The organism is Streptomyces sp. Alt3 (genome assembly GCF_030719215.1).
GTDB lineage: Bacteria > Actinomycetota > Actinomycetes > Streptomycetales > Streptomycetaceae > Streptomyces > Streptomyces glycanivorans.
The window spans coordinates 7,192,630-7,211,267 of the sequence record NZ_CP120983.1 but is presented as its reverse complement, the minus strand read 5'-3'; the positions used below and the strand labels follow the sequence as shown (position 1 = coordinate 7,211,267).

Below are 18,638 nucleotides of genomic sequence, written 5' to 3'. Positions count from 1 at the left end.
GCGGAAACACCGATGCGTTTCAGCCTACCGCCGCATCGGTAAAGTACCTGGCGGCGGGGGTCGGGAGCGGTCAGAATCCACAGATTCCACGCAATTCAAAGACTCGAATCCGCCTTGTGGGCAATACGCGGGACGAGTAGCCGAAACATAGTGTGAACATTTGTCGTATAAACTCTGCGCACGAGGCAGAGAGTTGACGCACCGGCCCGGCCGCCCGTCACCGGCCTTCCTCTGGCCCCGCACGCCGACAGCGCCGTCTGCACCCGCCCACGCACCACCGTGTCTCCGAAGTGAGAGGCGACCCACCATGCCGCTGCATGTTTCCCCGGCCCCAGCGCCCGCACTGCGCAGCGTTCTCGCGGCACTCGGTTCTCCCACCGCAGTCCGCGAGGCCCATACGCCCGCTCTCCGATCCGTCCAGGGATCGCTGAGTCCCGAACTCCCGCTGCCCGTCCACGTGCTGGACCGGATCGTGCCGAACGAGGCCGCACCGCGCACCCGGCTCGCCGGCTGGCGCTTCCTGATCCGCAGCGGTGAGCGCGCCGTCGCCGCCGCGGACACCATGCTCACCGCCGACGGCTGGACCTTCTCGCACTTCTTCGAGGGCCCTTACATCGTCTCGACCGAACTCGCCGTACGCCAGGCGGAGTCGGCGGCGACGCATTACCAGCCGCGGCTGCTGTCGGTTCCCGAGCTGTACATGTTCACGCTGTGGCTGCATCACGACGTCGAGGACGACGCCGGGGCCGGCACACTCGCACCGTCCGATGTGCTGGTGCCACTGGCACCGGCTCCCCCGGGCATCACGGCCTACCGCCCGCACCGGGTCGCGGACCTGCTCCCTGTCATGACCCTGCGGGTCACCCCGGCACCGCTTCCTGAACTCCCCGAGCTTCCCGGCCTCCTCGGATCGCCCGCCTGACCGCTCGTGACCCACGCGCCCCTGCCGATCCACTCGGCGGGGGCGCTTCCGTTCCCGTCCGGACTAGTCCGTACAGGTCACCCCGAACCATCCGAACGGACAGTGCAGTTGCGTCGAACCGTCCGGCCGGGTGACGCGTCATGGAAGGAGAACATCAGCTGTCGCGAAATCCCTGCGGAGAGACGCCCGTGGGGCAACACTGGGACCGGACCGACTTGATACGGGGGCGGCCATGAAGATCTCGTCCAGCCGCACGACACTCGAATCGACGCAGCGAAAGAACCCATCCATGTGCCAGCACCAGCCACCCTGCCCGACCGCTGAATCCAACGACCGTGAAGCCGCCCGTCTGATGGCTCACCACCCGGAACAGGGCTGGAGCCTGCTGTGCAACGGCGTCCTGCTCTTCGAGGACACCGGCGAGCTGCTCCCCGACGGGCAGATCATCGCCCCGCACCGCCCGCTGAGGGGCGGCCAGGTGATGAAGGCCGCCTGACCGCGGGCGGACAGAACCCGGGGGCCGGCCCGGAGGATTCTCCGCACCGGCCCCGATACATGCAGCGTGACTGCCGACCGTCCGCGTCCCTACTGGTCGTACGCGTCCAGGGGCGGGCAGGAGCAGACGAGGTTGCGGTCACCGAAAGCGCCGTCGATCCTGCGCACCGGCGGCCAGTACTTGTCCGCCGGGGTGACACCGGCCGGGAAGACCGCTTCCTGACGGCTGTAGGAGTGGGTCCACTCCCCGCCGAGCGCCGCGGCCGTGTGGGGAGCGTTGCGCAGCGGGTTGTCGTCCGCGCTCCACTCCCCCGAGGCGACCTTGTCGATCTCGCCACGGATGGCGATCATCGTGTCGCAGAACCGGTCGAGCTCGGCGAGGTCCTCGCTCTCCGTCGGCTCGATCATCAGTGTCCCCGCCACCGGGAACGACATGGTCGGCGAGTGGAAGCCGTAGTCGATCAGCCGCTTGGCGATGTCGTCGATGCTGACGCCGGTCGCCTTGGAGACCGGACGCAGGTCGATGATGCACTCGTGCGCGACCAGACCGGCCGGGCCGTTGTACAGGACCGGGAAGTGCGGTTCGAGACGCTTGGCGATGTAGTTGGCCGCGAGTACGGCGACCTGCGTCGCACGCTTCAGCCCCTCGCCACCCATCAGACGTACGTACGCCCAGGAGATCGGCAGGATCCCCGCGGAGCCCCAAGGGGCGGCCGAGATCGGGCCGACGCCGGTGTCCGGACCCGCCGCGGGCTGGAGGGGGTGGTTGGGGAGGTAGGGCGCCAGGTGCGCGCGCACCCCGACCGGACCGACGCCCGGGCCGCCGCCGCCGTGCGGGATGCAGAAGGTCTTGTGCAGGTTCAGGTGGGACACGTCGCCACCGAAATGGCCCGGCTTGGCGAGACCGACCAGGGCGTTGAGATTGGCGCCGTCCACGTACACCTGGCCGCCGGCGTCGTGCACCTCTCCGCAGATGTCGGCGACGTGCTCCTCGAAGACGCCGTGCGTGGAGGGGTAGGTGATCATGAGGACGGCGAGCTCGTCACGGTGCTTCGCGATCTTGGCCCGGAGATCCTCTATGTCGACCTCGCCGTCGTCGGCGGTCTTCACCACGACGACCTTCATGCCCGCCATGACGGCGCTCGCGGCGTTGGTGCCGTGCGCGGACGACGGGATCAGGCAGACGGTGCGGCCGTGATCCCCGTTGGCCCGGTGGTAGGCGCGGACGGCCAGCAGTCCGGCGAACTCGCCCTGCGAGCCGGCGTTGGGCTGGATGGAGACGGCGTCGTAACCGGTGACCTCGGCGAGGCGCTCCTCCAGCTCCCTGATGAGGGTGAGGAAGCCCTGCGCCTGCTCGGCCGGCGCGAAGGGGTGCAGCGCGCCGAACTCGGGCCAGGTGATCGCTTCCATCTCGGCGGTCGCGTTGAGCTTCATGGTGCAGGAGCCGAGGGGGATCATGCCGCGGTCCAGCGCGTAGTCGCGGTCGGCGAGCTTGCGCAGGTAGCGCAGCATCGCCGTCTCGGAGCGGTGCTGGTGGAAGACCGGGTGGGTGAGGACCGGGTCGGTGCGCAGCAGTCCCTCGGGCAGCGCGTCGGCGGTCGCGCCGTCGAGCGCCTCGATGTCGCCACCGGCTCCGAAGGCGGCCCAGACGGCGGCGATCCGGGTGCGGGTGGTGGTCTCGTCGCACGCGACGGAGACGTGGTCGGCGTCGACCAGGCGCAGGTTCACCCCGCGCTCACGCGCGGCGGCGACCACACCCGCGGCCGCACCGGGCGCGCGGACGGTCAGGGTGTCGAAGTACGCGTCGTGCACGACCTCGGTCCCGGCGGCCCGCAGTCCCTCGGCCAGGATGGCGGCGAACCGGTGGGTACGCCGGGCGATCGTCCGGAGCCCGTCGGGGCCGTGGTAGACGGCGTACATGCCCGCCATGACGGCGAGCAGCACCTGCGCGGTGCAGATGTTGCTGGTCGCCTTCTCACGGCGGATGTGCTGCTCACGGGTCTGCAGCGCCAGCCGGTAGGCCTTGTCGCCGTCCGCGTCGACGGACACCCCGACGAGGCGCCCGGGCAGGCTGCGGGCGAACTTCTCGCGTACGGCCATGAAGCCGGCGTGCGGTCCGCCGAAGCCCATGGGAACACCGAATCGCTGCGTGGTGCCCACGGCGATGTCCGCGCCCAGTTCGCCCGGGGAGGTGAGCAGGGTCAGGGCCAGCAGGTCGGCGGCGACGGACACGATCGCGCCCAGCTCGTGCGCCTGCTCGATGACGGGCTCGATGTCGCGTACGGCACCGGAGGCCCCCGGGTACTGGAGCAGCACTCCGAAGACGCCGCGCTCGGCGATCTCCGTGGGGATGCCCTCGGAGAGGTCGGCGACGACGACCTCGACACCGGTCGGCTCGGCCCGGGTCTCGATCACCGCGACGGTCTGCGGCAGGGTGTCGGCGTCGACCAGGAAGACGCCGCCCTTCACCTTGCCGACCCGTCGCGCCAGGGCCATGGCCTCGGCCGCGGCCGTGCCCTCGTCGAGGAGCGAGGCACCCGAGGTCGGCAGCCCGGTGAGATCGGCAACCATGGTCTGGAAGTTCAGCAGTGCCTCGAGCCGGCCCTGGGAGATCTCCGGCTGGTACGGCGTGTACGCCGTGTACCAGGCGGGGTTCTCCATGACGTTGCGCAGGATCACCGGCGGGGTGAACGTCCCGTAGTAGCCGAGACCGATCATCGGTGCGAGCACCTGGTTGCGGTCGGCGAGGCTGCGCAGCTCGGCCAGGACCTCGGCCTCGGTACGCGCCTCGGGGAGGTTCAGGGCCTCGGCGCTCCTGATCACGTCGGGCACCGCGGCGGCGGTGAGCTCGTCGAGGGAGCCGTAGCCGACCTGGGCGAGCATCTTCGCCTGGGCCCCGGCATCGGGCCCGATGTGGCGCTGCTCGAACGGAATGCCCTGCTCCAGCTGGGAGAGCGGAGTGCGACGGGGGGTCATGATGGAGGCCTCCTGGTCTGCCACGACCTGCGAGGGGCGCCACGGCGTGGCTGCCCGAACGGCCTCCCCCTCTGTCATCTCGACCTGAGAGCTTCACCGGCGCGCTTTGGGGCGTACCGGCTTTCACCGTCGGTGAGGGCGGGGCCCGTCGCGGCATGTGCCGTACGGATTCCGCCCTGCTTTCCAGAGTGACCTCGTCCGTGCGGTACGGGGGCCTGAGAGATTCCGGGGAGGAGTTGCTCCTTCGGCGCCCCCGGATCTCTCCGGAGGACTCTCCCGCACAGGGTCAGCAGCCGTGTTCCAGCCTACCAGCGGGGTCGACGCGGGCCGTCTCGAGTGGCCGACGACCCGGATGTGGCCTTTCGTAGAGCCTGTGGAGCAGCCGCGACCACCTGATGCCGTCGTGACCAGTGGGAGGCACCGTGCAGACCGACATCGATCCGCGCAGCCTGATCGGCCGCAAGGCCTTCGACCGTCAAGGTGCCAAGATCGGGACGGTGGACGAGGTCTACCTCGACGACGCCACCGGGGTGCCCGAGTGGGCCGCCGTGCGCACCGGCCTCTTCACCAGGGACGCGTTCGTCCCTCTCGAGCCGAGCGAGTTCGTCGACGGCGCCCTCCTGATCCCCTTCGACCGGACCCTGATCAAGGACGCCCCCGACTTCGGCGTGGGCCGCCATCTGTCCCCCGAGCAGGAACTGCAGCTCTACCGCCACTACGGGCTGGACTCCTCCCCCTCCGCCGAACCGGGGCCCGACAGGGACTTCGGCAGGCTGGCGGGCCAGGAGGAGTAGTCCTCCTGGTCACGCACCAGGGGCAGCGGGTCGGCAGGCTGCAGTTCGGGGTCGTCGACGCGGAACGTGCGTACCCGGCCGGGCGGTGACCACGGTTCCTCGAAGCGCACGGTGACCCGGCCGACCCCGCTCCCCTGCACCCAGCCGTGCCCGTGGACCTCGTGCCGTACGTCGTGTCCGGCCGGCCAGCGCCGGGAGGCGGGTTGCTCCTCGCCCTCCCGGCCATCCGCCCCCGCCGTCTCCCCCGCGGCAGGGTCCCGGTCGTCCGCGGAGCTGTCGGCGGCCGCGGATTCCCCGGCGGCGTGCTCCGCCTCGGCGGCCTGCGCGAAGAGGTCCTCCTGCGTGAAGTCCGCCAGCCCCGTGACACCGACGCCGAGCAGCCGTACGCCGCCGGTCGTGTCGACGGCCTCCAGAAGCCGCGCAGCGGCCTCCCTGACCACCGTGGGGTCGTCGGTGGGCCCACGCAGCGTCTCGGACCTGGTGAGCGTCGAGAAGTCGTAGCGGCGCACCTTGAGGACGACGGTGCGTCCGGAGCGCCCCGCACCACGCAGCCGCCGCACGCAACGGGCCGCGAGCCGCTCCACCTCCGTCCTGACGCGCACCCGGTCGTGGAGGTCCACGTCGAAGGTGTCCTCGACCGAGACGGACTTGGCGTCCCGCTCGGCGACCACGGGACGGTCGTCGTGGCCGAGCGCCATGCGGTGGAGTGCGATGCCATGGGCCCTGCCCAGCAGCCGCACGAGCTCCGCCTCACCCGCGTCCGCCAGGTGACTCACGACGGTCATACCGGCTCGTCGCAGGTGGTCGCCGGTGGCGGGGCCCACGCCCGGGAGGGTGCGCACGGACATGGGGGCCAGGAGCTCGCGCTCGGTGCCCGGCTCGATCAGCAGCAGTCCGTCCGGTTTCGCCTCCTCGGAGGCGATCTTGGCGAGCATCTTGGAGCCGGCGAGGCCGACCGAACCACTGAGCCCGGTGACGGCCCGGATCACGGTGCGGAGCTGCTCGCCGACCGCACGGGCGGACACCGAGTCGTCCGCGACCCCGCCTGCCTCCAGGTCGACGAACGCCTCGTCCAGGCTGAGCGGCTCGACGAGCGGTGACAGCCGCCCGAGCAGCTCCATGACCTGTTCGCTCACCGACCGGTAGAGCGCGAACCGCGGGACGAGGTAGGCCGCGTTGGGCGCGAGCCGCCTCGCCTGGGCCATCGGCATCGCCGAATGCACGCCGAGGCGCCGTGCCTCGTACGACGCGGTGGCGACCACACCGCGCATGCCGAGGCCGCCCACCACCACGGGCTTGCCACGCAGGCTGGGCTTCGCCGCCTGCTCCGCAGAGGCGTAGAAGGCATCCATGTCGAGATGCAGGATGGTGGGCGCGGCTCTCACACGGACCGATGCTGCCCTACGCCACTGACAACCGCCCCACCCGGCACACCCGCCGCGCCGTCCCGCCCAGGTGACTCAGCCCGCGCGATTACGCCGCCGCGCCAGCTCGTCGGCCGGGTTGTTGCCGATCAGGGTCTCCCCGGTGTCGACACGCTCCCCGTGGAGCTGGGACAGCGCCGCGTCGACATCCCTCCAGACGACGCCGACGGCGATGCCGAACACCCCCTGGCCGCCCTGGAGCAGGGAGACGACCTCGTCGGGCGAGGAGCACTCGTAGACCGTCGCCCCGTCACTCATCAGGGTCATCCGCTCGAGATCCGTGAACCCGCGTGCCCTGAGGTGCTGGACTGTCGTGCGGATGTTCTGCAGAGCGACACCCGTGTCCAGGAACCGCTTGACGATCTTGAGGAGGACCACGTCCCGGAAGCTGTAGAGACGCTGTGTGCCCGAGCCGTACGCAGGACGCACGCTCGGTTCCACGAGGCCCGTGCGCGCCCAGTAGTCGAGCTGCCGGTAGGTGATCCCCGCAGCCGCGCACGCCGTCGGCCCCCGGTAGCCGATGTCCCCTGTTCCTGCCACACCGTCCGCTGCCACCACAGCCGGCTGAACCGGCTGTCTGATGGAGTGGTCGGCCGCACCACCGTGCTGCCGGTACGGCCCACCCGCAGCCGTACCGTCGCCGCTACTTCTCACGCCGACCTCCGTCCTAGACCTGCCACCTCGAAGGTAGGCAGTCACCAGGGGTGCGTCAACGATCGCCACACTCGGCACGCCGAGTGATAATCACCCTGAGGGTGGTTTCCCGTGACTGGATTGCGGGAAAGGCTTGTCGAATGCGCTGACGCCGACCCCCGCCGGACGGTCACTGACTGTTGGTACCGAAGTCCTCCGGCGAGATCTGGTCGAGGAACTCGCGGAACTTCTCCACCTCGTCCTCCTGCTCGTCAGGGATCGCGATGCCCGCGTCGTCGAGCACTCCGTCACTGCCGTAGATCGGCGTGCCGGTGCGCAGGGCGAGCGCTATGGCGTCGGACGGACGCGCGCTCACCTCGACCCCGCTGGCGAAGACCAGCTCCGCGTAGAAGACCCCTTCCCGGAGATCCGTGATGCGGACCTCGGTGAGCTCCTGGCCGACGGCCTCGAGCACGTCCTTGAAGAGATCATGGGTCAGCGGCCTGGCCGGAGCCATGCCCTGCTGGGCGAAGGCGATCGCGGTCGCTTCCCCAGGGCCGATCCAAATAGGGAGGTACCGGTCGCCTCCCACTTCACGCAGGAGCACGATCGGTTGGTTGGAGGGCATTTCCACCCGGACACCCACAACGTCGAGCTCGTTCACACAGCAACCCTAGGACGTGCCCGCCATGTTTGGATAGTCGGGATCCTCCGCCCTCAGTGGAAGCCGGCCTTCAGAGCCGTCTGCACGAGGGCGGCGTGGAGCCGGACGGAGAGGTCCGCGAGCTCCCTCGCGGTGGCCTCCGCATGTGCCCTGGTCTGCGGATTCCTGTGCCGACGCAGGGGCGCGACCACTTGTTCGACCAGTCCCGCCTCGCGTTCCGCAGCCGCCTTGACGGCCCGCAGATGCCGAGGTTCCAGACCGAATCTGCCCAGATCCGCCACCAGACGGGCCACGGTCACGGCCTCGGCGTCATAGCTTCCGCCGGAGGCCGGCACGATCAGCCCGTACGACTCCCACTCGTCGAGCTGTTCCTCGCTGGCCTCCGTGGCCGCCAGGAGCTCCGCACGTCCGATCCGGGCTGCGGTGGCCCGTCCCGGCTCCTGGTCCTGCAGAAGGTCGGCGTGCTCGCCCTGACCGCCCCCGGACGGCAGTGCGGCCTTCTCGCCGCGGGCAAGGGCCTCCAGATGCTCACGGATGACCTTGAGCGGCAGGTAGTGGTCCCGCTGCATCCGCAGGACCTGGGCCAGCCGCTCGACGTCGGAAGGACGGAACTTCCGGTAACCCGAGGGCGTGCGCTGCGGCTCGATGAGCCCCTCCGCCTCCAGGAAGCGGATCTTGGAGATGGTGACTTCTGGGAATTCGTCGCGCAGCTGCAGGAGCACCGTGCCGATGCTCATCGCGCGCTGACCCGCGGAGGCGGTGCCGTGACCGGCACCGCCTGTCGATGTTCGCAGCATGGACCTTCCTGGGGTCCCCCCGGACGGTGTCCGGGGGAGGGTCACACGCCCCGCTGGCTCGCGTAGAAGACCAGCCGGTACTTTCCGATCTGGACTTCGTCGCCGTTGGTCAGCGCGACGGAATCGATGCGCTCACGGTTGACGTAGGTGCCGTTGAGGCTGCCGACATCACCCACGGTGAAACTACCGTCCGGGCTCCTGTGAAACTCCACATGACGCCGCGACACGGTCACGTCGTCGAGGAAGATGTCGCTCTGCGGGTGACGGCCGGCCGTCGTCAGGTCGCCGTCCAGCAGGAAGCGGCTTCCCGAGTTCGGGCCACGCCGGACCACCAGGAGCGCCGACCCCGCCGGCAGCGCGTCCACCGCGGCCTGGGCCTCCGGCGAGAGCGAGGGGAGGCCGGTCTGGCCCGTCGCCTCGGCCTCGTACGCCTCGATGCCTGAGATCGAGATGGTCGAGGTCGTCTCCGAGGCGCGCTCGGGCACTCCGCCCCTCAGCGGCGCGCCGCAGTTGGAGCAGAACCGACTGGCCTCGGCATTTCGATGCCCGCACCTCGTACAGACCGGCATGGACGAGCCCTCCGGAGCGGAGGCGAACCCTCCACCCGTACTCGAGGTCGATGATTCCCCGAAACCTATGCGCCCTGCACCGCCGGGGTCAACAGACGACGCGCCGGACCCACCGGCGCCGCCAGGGACCTCGTCGCGGAAGAGCGGACGCTCGGAGCCCTGCTCCTCGGCGCCCTGACCCTGGCGTGGAGCGCGATGACGGGCAGCGCTGTCGCTGTCCTGGCGGGCGCTCTTTCCGAACAACTTCGCAAACAACTTCACGGGCGTTTCCCCTTGACCGAAATAGACCCGCCCGTGGGGCAGGACGAACCCTGAATGAACACACCTGCCGACCCGGACATCCTCACAACGTCCGTATCCACCCGACAGTTTCCACCACGCGTCACCGATCCGTTGCGCCGACCCCCCGCAACGTGGTGCCCGAGTCCTTCGAGCACCCCGCGCCGACGCCTCACCGTGACGACGACCGAGCGTAATCAGGCTGCTTCGCCGGTCGCAAGGCGTCCACGACGATGTCGTCGGCGCGCGTGACCTCAGCCGTTGCCTGTTCCTTCTCCAGCGTCTGCACCACACCACCCGGGATGTTGAGAGCCGGTTCCAGGTCCTGCGGCTTGCCGATGACCTTGAACTCGTACGGGGCCTCGATCTTCCGGCCGTCCACTCTCAACTCTCCCCCGTCGCCGGAGAAGTACGTGTTCGCCACCACCCGCACACCGTTGATCTCGATCGCCTCGGCACCGGCGGCACGCAGCTCCTGGATCGTGTCGAGCAGCATGTCGGCCTCCACCGCCCCGGTCGGATCACTGATGGTCAGCGTGATGCCGGGACCGTGCGCCGCGACCGTGCCCGCCAGGATACCGAGCTGCCGCTCCTTCTCCAGCGTCTGTTTTCGGGCCTCTTCCGCCTGGTCGGAGCTGTTCTCCAGCTCCGTGCGCTGGTCGTCGAGGCGCTGCTTCTCGTCCTCGAGGCGCTCGGTGCGGTTGTCGAGTTCGTCGAGGATGCGGACCAGGTCCTCCTGACGCGCACCGCGCAGGGCGCTGTTGTCGCTGTTCGACCGGACCTGGATGGCCAGCCCCAGGCCGAGGACGAACAGCAGAAGCGCGACGATCAGTTGGGCACGGCTCACCCTGGGCGGCCAGAGGCCGGCCCGCAGGCGCTGCCGGCCGGTGACCTCCTTGGACGGGGCCTCCTCCCGGGACGGTGCCGGCGAGGTCGACTCGGGAGGGAGCGCACCGCCGTGGCGATGTTCGCCGTAGGGGTTCTGTTCGTTGCTCATCGGCCTCACGCCCGGAAGACGTGCCGGCGGATGGCCGCGGCGTTGGAGAAGATGCGGATACCGAGCACGACCACGACACCGGTGGACAGCTGGGCTCCGACGCCGAGCTTGTCCCCGAGGAAGACGATCAGCGCGGCCACCACCACGTTCGACAGGAAGGACACGACGAAGACCTTGTCCACGAAGATTCCGTCGAGCATGGCCCGCAGACCGCCGAACACGGCGTCGAGCGCGGCCACCACGGCGATCGGCAGGTAGGGCTCGACCACCGCCGGCACTTCGGGCCGGACCAACAGTCCGACCACGACTCCCACGACGAGGCCCAGTACGGCGATCACGATGTGCCCTTCCCTGTGTCTGCCGCACCACTGCCCGTGTCTGCGGCCTGAGGCTCTGCTGTACGTACGATCAGGCTGGGCGCGGCCGGAAGGCGCACCTTCTCCTGCTCGGAGATGCTGGTGCGGATGTCGAAGCTCTCGTGCAGCGCTTGAAGATACTGCCCGTCCGCGCTGTCCCGGAAGGCAGCTGCGAGCTTCTTCCCGTCCCCCACCGCGAGCACCGTGTACGGCGGCACCAGCGGCCTGTTGTCGACCAGTATGGCGTCGCCCGCCGCACGGATCGCCGAGAGAGCCGTGAGCCGCTGTCCGTTGATGGCCACCGCCTCGGCGCCGGACTGCCACAGCCCGTTGACCACGCGTTGCATGTCCCGGTCGCGTACACGCCCGGTGTCGGCGAAACCGGTGGACTCACGGGGCCCGCCGCCGCCCTGGTCGGTGTCCTCGGCGTCGTCCACGACCAGCTTGATCCCCGGTCCCTCGACTGGGGTGGCTCCGGACAGCAGCGCCACCAGACCGCCCTGGTCCCCGCCGTGCTCCTGGAGCGCCTTGCGCTGTCGCTCGCCGACGTCCTTGCGCAGTTTCTCGACGTCGGCCTCGAGGGTGTCGGCCGCCGACGTCTCGGCGTTCACGCGGTCGATGAGTTCCTCGCGCTCCTTGGCCACGACCGGTGCGGCGACCTGGGCCTCGGCAGCGCCGAGCGTCACGACGAGAGCGGCCAGGACCAGCCCCGCGGCAAGGCCCAGTTTCGACTTCAGCGTGCGGGGCATCCCCTCGCTGCCGTCGGAGCGGCGGCGCGCGGATGCCTCGGCGTATCCCTCGTCGAGGCTGTGTTCCATCACGGTGGTCAGCAGCGACATGGACGCGTCCGGGCGAGGACGCGTCGGGGCACTACTCCGATCGGGGGGCGGCTGCGACATGCCGCACATCGTCGCACGTCATGCCCGCCGCCGCCGAATGGCCCCACCGCGGGTCCGGAAGCCGCGAGACACGGCTTCCGGACCCGGGCTCGTCCGTCAGTCCCCCGCGCTGTCCACGACCGCCGCCCACTCGTCGAGCAGCGCCTGGGCCGACGCGTCGTCGGGTCCTTCCGCCCACAGGTGGGTGACCGCCTCGGACGGGTCGGGCAGCACCATCACCCAACGGCCGTCGGTCTCGACCACCCGGACACCGTCGGTGGTGTCCACGCTTCGGTCCCCCGCGGCCTCGACGACCCGGCGCATGACCAGTCCCTTGACCGCCCAGGGTGTGGCGAGGTCACGGCGCAGGACGTGCGCACGCGGGATGCGGGCATCGATCTGGCTGAGAGTGAGCTGTGTCCTGGCCACCAGGCCGATCAGCCTGACGAAGGCCGCCGCGCCGTCGAAGACGCTGCTGAACTCGGGGACGATGAAGCCGCCGCGTCCGTCACCGCCGAAGATCGTGGTGTCCTCACGCCCCACCCGGGTCAGGTCGTCGGGCGATGTGGTCGTCCACTCCACCTGCGTCCCGTGGTACGCCGCCACCTGTTCCGCGACCCGCGTGGTCGTCACCGGCAGGGCCACGCGTCCGCTCCTGCGCTCGGCGGCCACGAGATCGAGCAGGACCAGCAACGCCCGGTCGTCCTCGATGATGCGTCCGCGCTCGTCGACGAGCGACAGCCGTTCGCCGACAGGGTCGAACCTCACGCCGAAGGCGGCCCGTGCGGACGACACGATCTCGCCGAGCCGCACCAGTCCCGCACGCCTGGACTCGGCCGACTCGGTCGGCCGGGACTCGTCGAGTCCGGGGTTGATGGTGAGCGCGTCCACGCCGAGGCGTCCGAGCAGGCTGGGCAGAACGAGCCCGGCGCTGCCGTTGGAGGCGTCCACGACCACCTTGAGGCCGGCGTCGGCGATGCCTGCTGTATCGACGTTACGCAGCAGAGAACCGGTGTAGGAGTCGAAGACGCTCGACGGGAAGTGCAGGTCCCCGATCTCTCCCGGGAAGGCCCTGCGATATTCCTGTCGGGCGTAGACCCGGTCCAGTTTCCGCTGTCGCGCCTGCGAGAGATCGGCTCCACGCTCGTCGAAGAACATGATGTCGACCGAGTCCGGCACGCCGGGGGACGTGCGGATCATGATGCCGCCGGCGCTGCCCCTCGCGGTCTGCTGGCGTGCCACCGGAAGCGGCACGTTCTCCAGGTCCCTCACGTCGATGGCGCTGGCCTGCAGGGCTGAGATGACAGCCCTCTTCAGCGCGCGGGCACCACGGGAGTGGTCCCGCGCGGTGGTGACCGTCGCACCCTTCTTCAGCGTCGTCGCGTAGGCGCCGGCAAGCCTGACGGCGAGTTCCGGCGTGATCTCGACGTTGAGGATCCCGGAGACACCACGGGCCCCGAAGAGATGCGCCTGGCCGCGCGACTCCCAGATCACGGAGGTGTTGACGAAGGCGCCGGCCTCGATGGTCTTGAACGGGTAGACCCGGACGTTGCCCTGAATGATCGATTCTTCACCGATCAGGCATTCGTCGCCGATGACGGCACCGTCCTCGATGCGGGCCGCCCGCATGACGTCGGTGTTCTTACCGATCACACAGCCACGCAGATTGCTGTGCTGGCCGACGTAGACGTTGTCGTGGACGACGGCACGATGCAGGAACGCACCGGACTTCACGACGACGTTGGATCCGACGACGGTATGTTCGCGGATCTCCGCGCCGGCTTCGATCTTGGCGTAGTCACCGATGTACAGCGGCCCTCGGAGTACGGCGTCGGGGTGGACCTCGGCACCTTCCGCGACCCAGACACCCGGGGAGATCTCGAAACCGTCGAGTTCGACGTCGACCTTGCGCTCCAGCACGTCGGCCTGGGCCTTCACATAGCTTTCGTGCGTGCCCACGTCCTCCCAGTAGCCCTCCGCGATATAGCCGCAGATGAGCTTGCCGTCCTTCATCAGCTGCGGGAACACGTCGCCGGACCAGTCGACCGAGGTGTCTGCCTGGACGTAGTCGAAGACCTCGGGCTCCATGACATAGATGCCCGTGTTCACCGTGTCCGAGAAGACCTGACCCCAGGTCGGCTTCTCGAGGAAGCGCTCCACCTTCCCGTCCTCGTCCACAATCGTGATCCCGAATTCGAGTGGGTTCGGGACCCGGGTCAGGCACACCGTGACGAGTGCGCCCTTCTCCTTGTGGAATGCGATGAGATCCGTGAGATCGAAGTCGGTGAGGGCGTCACCGGAAATGACCAGGAAGGTGTCGTCCTTCAGGGCCTCTTCGGCGTTCTTCACGCTTCCCGCGGTACCGAGTGGCTTCTCCTCGTTGGCATAGCTGAGCTCCATCCCGAGCTCCTCGCCGTCGCCGAAGTAATTCTTGACGAGAGAGGCGAGGAACTGGACCGTGACAACGGTCTCGTTGAGCCCATGCCGTTTGAGCAGCCTCAGCACGTGCTCCATGATCGGCCGATTGGCCACGGGCAGGAGCGGCTTGGGCATGCTTGAGGTCATGGGGCGAAGGCGGGTGCCTTCACCGCCTGCCATCACGACGGCCTTCATGTCGGAAACGTCCTCCTCGAAGAGACGACGGTCTTGCCGACTTCACCCGTCGGGGCAACACCAAAAAATCCGGTGCGGGCCGGCGACTCTGCACGGCGCCACGTCAACGAGCTAATCGGCTACTTGATCCGCCTTGACCAGACGGCGGACCTGGACCACGTATAGGATCCCTGCCCACCAATAGAGGGTTGTACCCCATCCAGCGAACGCCCATCCGAAAATGGTGCCTAGCGAAGCCAGCCAACCACTTCCGTCGCTGAGCAGCAACAAGGGGAAGGCGTACATCAGGTTGAAGGTTGCAGCTTTCCCCAGGAAGTTCACCTGGGGCGGCGGATAGCCGTGCCTGCGCAGGATTCCCACCATGACGAGGAGCATCAGCTCACGTGCGAGGAGCGCGGCCGTCAGCCAGAGTGGAAGGATCTCCCGCCAGGTGAGCCCGACGAGGGTCGACAGGATGTACAGGCGGTCCGCAGCCGGGTCCAGGAGCCGGCCGAGGCTGCTGATCTGGTTCCACCGGCGGGCGAGCTTGCCGTCGAGGTAGTCGCTGATGCCGCTCAGCATCAGTACCAGCAGGGCCCAGCCGTCATTGTTGGGCCCGCCGAACACGGGGCGGAGAATCAGCCACAGGAAGAGCGGTACGCCGACGAGGCGAGCCATGCTGAGGATGTTGGGGATGGTGAGTACTCGGTCCGTCTGAACTCGAGTCTCCTGGACCTCCACCCGGGGGCCTCCTGTGAAGAACGTGCCAATGATGCCCCCTGACCTTACCCTCAGTCTCCGCGCAACGGTGCACAGGGGTACGGGACACCTGCCCGTGAACGCAGAAAAGCCCCGTGCCACAAGGGCACGGGGCTTTCCCGGAATAATTGTTCGGCGGCGTCCTACTCTCCCACAGGGTCCCCCCTGCAGTACCATCGGCGCTGAAAGGCTTAGCTTCCGGGTTCGGAATGTAACCGGGCGTTTCCCTAACGCAATGACCACCGAAACACTATGAAATTAACCAACACCGGATAAAAACACGGCCGTTCGTTATTTCAGAACTAACACAGTGGACGCGAGCAACTGAGGACAAGCCCTCGGCCTATTAGTACCAGTCAGCTCCACCCGTTACCGGGTTTCCACATCTGGCCTATCAACCCAGTCGTCTACTGGGAGCCTTAACCACTCAAGGTGGTGGGAATACTCATCTCGAAGCAGGCTTCCCGCTTAGATGCTTTCAGCGGTTATCCTTTCCGAACGTAGCCAACCAGCCATGCCCTTGGCAGGACAACTGGCACACCAGAGGTTCGTCCGTCCCGGTCCTCTCGTACTAGGGACAGCCCTTCTCAATATTCCTACGCGCACAGCGGATAGGGACCGAACTGTCTCACGACGTTCTAAACCCAGCTCGCGTACCGCTTTAATGGGCGAACAGCCCAACCCTTGGGACCGACTCCAGCCCCAGGATGCGACGAGCCGACATCGAGGTGCCAAACCATCCCGTCGATATGGACTCTTGGGGAAGATCAGCCTGTTATCCCCGGGGTACCTTTTATCCGTTGAGCGACAGCGCTTCCACAAGCCACTGCCGGATCACTAGTCCCGACTTTCGTCCCTGCTCGACCCGTCGGTCTCACAGTCAAGCTCCCTTGTGCACTTACACTCAACACCTGATTGCCAACCAGGCTGAGGGAACCTTTGGGCGCCTCCGTTACTCTTTAGGAGGCAACCGCCCCAGTTAAACTACCCATCAGACACTGTCCCTGATCCGGATCACGGACCCAGGTTAGACATCCAGCACGACCAGAGTGGTATTTCAACGGCGACTCCACAACCACTGGCGTGGCTGCTTCAAAGTCTCCCACCTATCCTACACAAGCCGAACCGAACACCAATATCAAACTATAGTAAAGGTCCCGGGGTCTTTCCGTCCTGCTGCGCGAAACGAGCATCTTTACTCGTAGTGCAATTTCACCGGGCCTATGGTTGAGACAGTCGAGAAGTCGTTACGCCATTCGTGCAGGTCGGAACTTACCCGACAAGGAATTTCGCTACCTTAGGATGGTTATAGTTACCACCGCCGTTTACTGGCGCTTAAGTTCTCAGCTTCGCCGACCCGAAAGTCAGCTAACCGGTCCCCTTAACGTTCCAGCACCGGGCAGGCGTCAGTCCGTATACATCGCCTTACGGCTTCGCACGGACCTGTGTTTTTAGTAAACAGTCGCTTCTCGCTGGTCTCTGCGGCCACCCCCAGCTCACCGAGTAAATCGGATCACCAGTGATGGCCCCCCTTCTCCCGAAGTTACGGGGGCATTTTGCCGAGTTCCTTAACCATAGTTCACCCGAACGCCTCGGTATTCTCTACCTGACTACCTGAGTCGGTTTAGGGTACGGGCCGCCATGAAACTCGCTAGAGGCTTTTCTCGACAGCATAGGATCATCCACTTCACCACAATCGGCTCGGCATCAGGTCTCAGCCTTAACGTGTGACGGATTTGCCTACCACACGGCCTACACCCTTACCCCGGGACAACCACCGCCCGGGCTGGACTACCTTCCTGCGTCACCCCATCGCTTACCTAGTACAAGTCTGGTTCGTCGGCTCCACCACTACCCTCAACTCCGAAGAGATCGGGCCGGCTTCACGGACTTAGCATCGCCTGATTCAGTATTGGGCGTTTCAAAGCGGGTACCGGAATATCAACCGGTTGTCCATCGACTACGCCTGTCGGCCTCGCCTTAGGTCCCGACTTACCCTGGGCAGATCAGCTTGACCCAGGAACCCTTAGTCAATCGGCGCACACGTTTCTCACGTGTGTATCGCTACTCATGCCTGCATTCTCACTCGTGAACCGTCCACAACTCGCTTCCGCGGCTGCTTCACCCGGCACACGACGCTCCCCTACCCATCCATACTCCCGTTGGGGATATGTGTATGAATGACACGACTTCGGCGGTACGCTTGAGCCCCGCTACATTGTCGGCGCGGAATCACTTGACCAGTGAGCTATTACGCACTCTTTCAAGGGTGGCTGCTTCTAAGCCAACCTCCTGGTTGTCTCTGCGACTCCACATCCTTTCCCACTTAGCGTACGCTTAGGGGCCTTAGTCGATGCTCTGGGCTGTTTCCCTCTCGACCATGGAGCTTATCCCCCACAGTCTCACTGCCGTGCTCTCACTTACCGGCATTCGGAGTTTGGCTAAGGTCAGTAACCCGGTAGGGCCCATCGCCTATCCAGTGCTCTACCTCCGGCAAGAAACACACGACGCTGCACCTAAATGCATTTCGGGGAGAACCAGCTATCACGGAGTTTGATTGGCCTTTCACCCCTAACCACAGGTCATCCCCCAGGTTTTCAACCCTGGTGGGTTCGGTCCTCCACGAAGTCTTACCTCCGCTTCAACCTGCCCATGGCTAGATCACTCCGCTTCGGGTCTAGAGCGTGCAACTCAATCGCCCTATTCGGACTCGCTTTCGCTACGGCTTCCCCACACGGGTTAACCTCGCTACACACCGCTAACTCGCAGGCTCATTCTTCAAAAGGCACGCAGTCACGACTGCATGTGCAAGCACATACAGCGACGCTCCCACGGCTTGTAGGCACACGGTTTCAGGTACTATTTCACTCCGCTCCCGCGGTACTTTTCACCATTCCCTCACGGTACTATCCGCTATCGGTCACCAGGGAATATTTAGGCTTAGCGGGTGGTCCCGCCAGATTCACACGGGATTTCTCGGGCCCCGTGCTACTTGGGTGGTTCTCAAGCAAGCCGTTGATGTTTCAGCTACGGGGGTCTTACCCTCTACGCCGGACCTTTCGCATGTCCTTCGCCTACACCAACGGTTTCTGACTTGCCGACCAATCGGCAGATTGATCAAGAGAACTCCCACAACCCCGCATGCGCAACCCCTGCCGGGTATCACACGCATACGGTTTGGCCTCATCCGGTTTCGCTCGCCACTACTCCCGGAATCACGGTTGTTTTCTCTTCCTGAGGGTACTGAGATGTTTCACTTCCCCTCGTTCCCTCCACACTGCCTATGTGTTCAGCAGCGGGTGACAGCCCATGACGGCTGCCGGGTTTCCCCATTCGGAAACCCCCGGATCAAAGCTTGGTTGACAGCTCCCCGGGGACTATCGTGGCCTCCCACGTCCTTCATCGGTTCCTGGTGCCAAGGCATCCACCGTGCGCCCTTAAAAACTTGGCCACAGATGCTCGCGTCCACTGTGCAGTTCTCAAACAACGACCAGCCACCCATC

14 protein-coding genes, 2 rRNA genes and 1 riboswitch are annotated in these 18,638 nt (G+C 66.7%); of the genes, 3 read left to right on the top strand and 13 right to left on the bottom strand.

Annotated features, from left to right (window positions below):
• Positions 1-307 precede the first annotated feature (307 nt).
• Together P8A20_RS31925 and P8A20_RS31920 are read left to right on the top strand one after the other, a co-directional pair.
• Positions 308-922, top strand: a complete 615-nt coding sequence (locus tag P8A20_RS31925) for a hypothetical protein (protein WP_147962472.1) — start codon at positions 308-310, stop codon at positions 920-922.
• A gap of 289 nt (positions 923-1,211) precedes the next feature.
• On the top strand, positions 1,212-1,418 hold the full coding sequence (locus tag P8A20_RS31920) for a DUF5999 family protein (protein WP_147962471.1): 207 nt from the start codon (positions 1,212-1,214) through the stop codon (positions 1,416-1,418).
• Positions 1,419-1,507: 89 nt separating this feature from the next.
• On the opposite strand, the gene gcvP is transcribed toward P8A20_RS31920, so the two are convergent.
• A complete protein-coding gene (gene gcvP, locus P8A20_RS31915; RefSeq protein WP_147962470.1) occupies positions 1,508-4,393 on the bottom strand; it encodes an aminomethyl-transferring glycine dehydrogenase in 2,886 nt (961 codons plus the stop codon).
• A gap of 193 nt (positions 4,394-4,586) precedes the next feature.
• A riboswitch (glycine riboswitch) is annotated at positions 4,587-4,682 on the bottom strand.
• 133 nt (positions 4,683-4,815) lie between these two features.
• Between gcvP and P8A20_RS31910 the strand changes: the two genes are divergently transcribed.
• The gene (locus P8A20_RS31910; RefSeq protein ID WP_147962469.1) at positions 4,816-5,187 is read left to right on the top strand and encodes a PRC-barrel domain-containing protein; all 372 of its coding nucleotides are present in this window, start codon (positions 4,816-4,818) and stop codon (positions 5,185-5,187) included.
• Here P8A20_RS31910 and P8A20_RS31905 read toward each other — a convergent pair.
• The 12 genes from P8A20_RS31905 to P8A20_RS31850 all read right to left on the bottom strand — a co-directional run bounded on the left by P8A20_RS31905 (position 5,109) and on the right by P8A20_RS31850 (position 18,586).
• Complete coding sequence (locus tag P8A20_RS31905) at positions 5,109-6,572, bottom strand: DNA polymerase IV (RefSeq protein WP_306104734.1); 1,464 nt, start codon at positions 6,570-6,572, stop codon at positions 5,109-5,111. The genes P8A20_RS31910 and P8A20_RS31905 overlap by 79 nt on opposite strands.
• Before the next feature lie 75 nt (positions 6,573-6,647).
• Complete coding sequence (locus tag P8A20_RS31900; RefSeq protein ID WP_147962468.1) at positions 6,648-7,265, bottom strand: MerR family transcriptional regulator; 618 nt, start codon at positions 7,263-7,265, stop codon at positions 6,648-6,650.
• Between the two features lie 169 nt (positions 7,266-7,434).
• Complete coding sequence (locus tag P8A20_RS31895; RefSeq protein ID WP_006123076.1) at positions 7,435-7,908, bottom strand: bifunctional nuclease family protein; 474 nt, start codon at positions 7,906-7,908, stop codon at positions 7,435-7,437.
• 53 nt (positions 7,909-7,961) lie between these two features.
• Positions 7,962-8,705, bottom strand: a complete 744-nt coding sequence (gene ftsR / locus P8A20_RS31890; RefSeq protein ID WP_306104733.1) for a transcriptional regulator FtsR — start codon at positions 8,703-8,705, stop codon at positions 7,962-7,964.
• 41 nt (positions 8,706-8,746) lie between these two features.
• The gene (locus P8A20_RS31885) at positions 8,747-9,535 is read right to left on the bottom strand and encodes an FHA domain-containing protein (protein WP_147962466.1); all 789 of its coding nucleotides are present in this window, start codon (positions 9,533-9,535) and stop codon (positions 8,747-8,749) included.
• 190 nt (positions 9,536-9,725) lie between these two features.
• Positions 9,726-10,550, bottom strand: a complete 825-nt coding sequence (locus tag P8A20_RS31880) for a DUF881 domain-containing protein (protein WP_306104732.1) — start codon at positions 10,548-10,550, stop codon at positions 9,726-9,728.
• Positions 10,551-10,555: 5 nt separating this feature from the next.
• Positions 10,556-10,888, bottom strand: coding sequence for a small basic family protein (locus P8A20_RS31875; RefSeq protein ID WP_003970459.1), 333 nt, complete (start codon positions 10,886-10,888; stop codon positions 10,556-10,558).
• Positions 10,885-11,745, bottom strand: coding sequence for a DUF881 domain-containing protein (locus P8A20_RS31870; protein ID WP_147962464.1), 861 nt, complete (start codon positions 11,743-11,745; stop codon positions 10,885-10,887). Before P8A20_RS31870 ends, P8A20_RS31875 begins: the two co-directional genes overlap by 4 nt.
• Before the next feature lie 156 nt (positions 11,746-11,901).
• On the bottom strand, positions 11,902-14,397 hold the full coding sequence (locus tag P8A20_RS31865) for a mannose-1-phosphate guanyltransferase (RefSeq protein WP_306104731.1): 2,496 nt from the start codon (positions 14,395-14,397) through the stop codon (positions 11,902-11,904).
• A 111-nt stretch (positions 14,398-14,508) separates the two neighbouring features.
• Positions 14,509-15,117, bottom strand: coding sequence for a cardiolipin synthase ClsA (gene clsA, locus P8A20_RS31860; protein WP_147962462.1), 609 nt, complete (start codon positions 15,115-15,117; stop codon positions 14,509-14,511).
• Between the two features lie 148 nt (positions 15,118-15,265).
• Positions 15,266-15,382, bottom strand: a 5S ribosomal RNA gene (gene rrf / locus P8A20_RS31855).
• A gap of 79 nt (positions 15,383-15,461) precedes the next feature.
• Positions 15,462-18,586 (bottom strand): 23S ribosomal RNA (locus tag P8A20_RS31850).
• Positions 18,587-18,638: the final 52 nt, after the last annotated feature.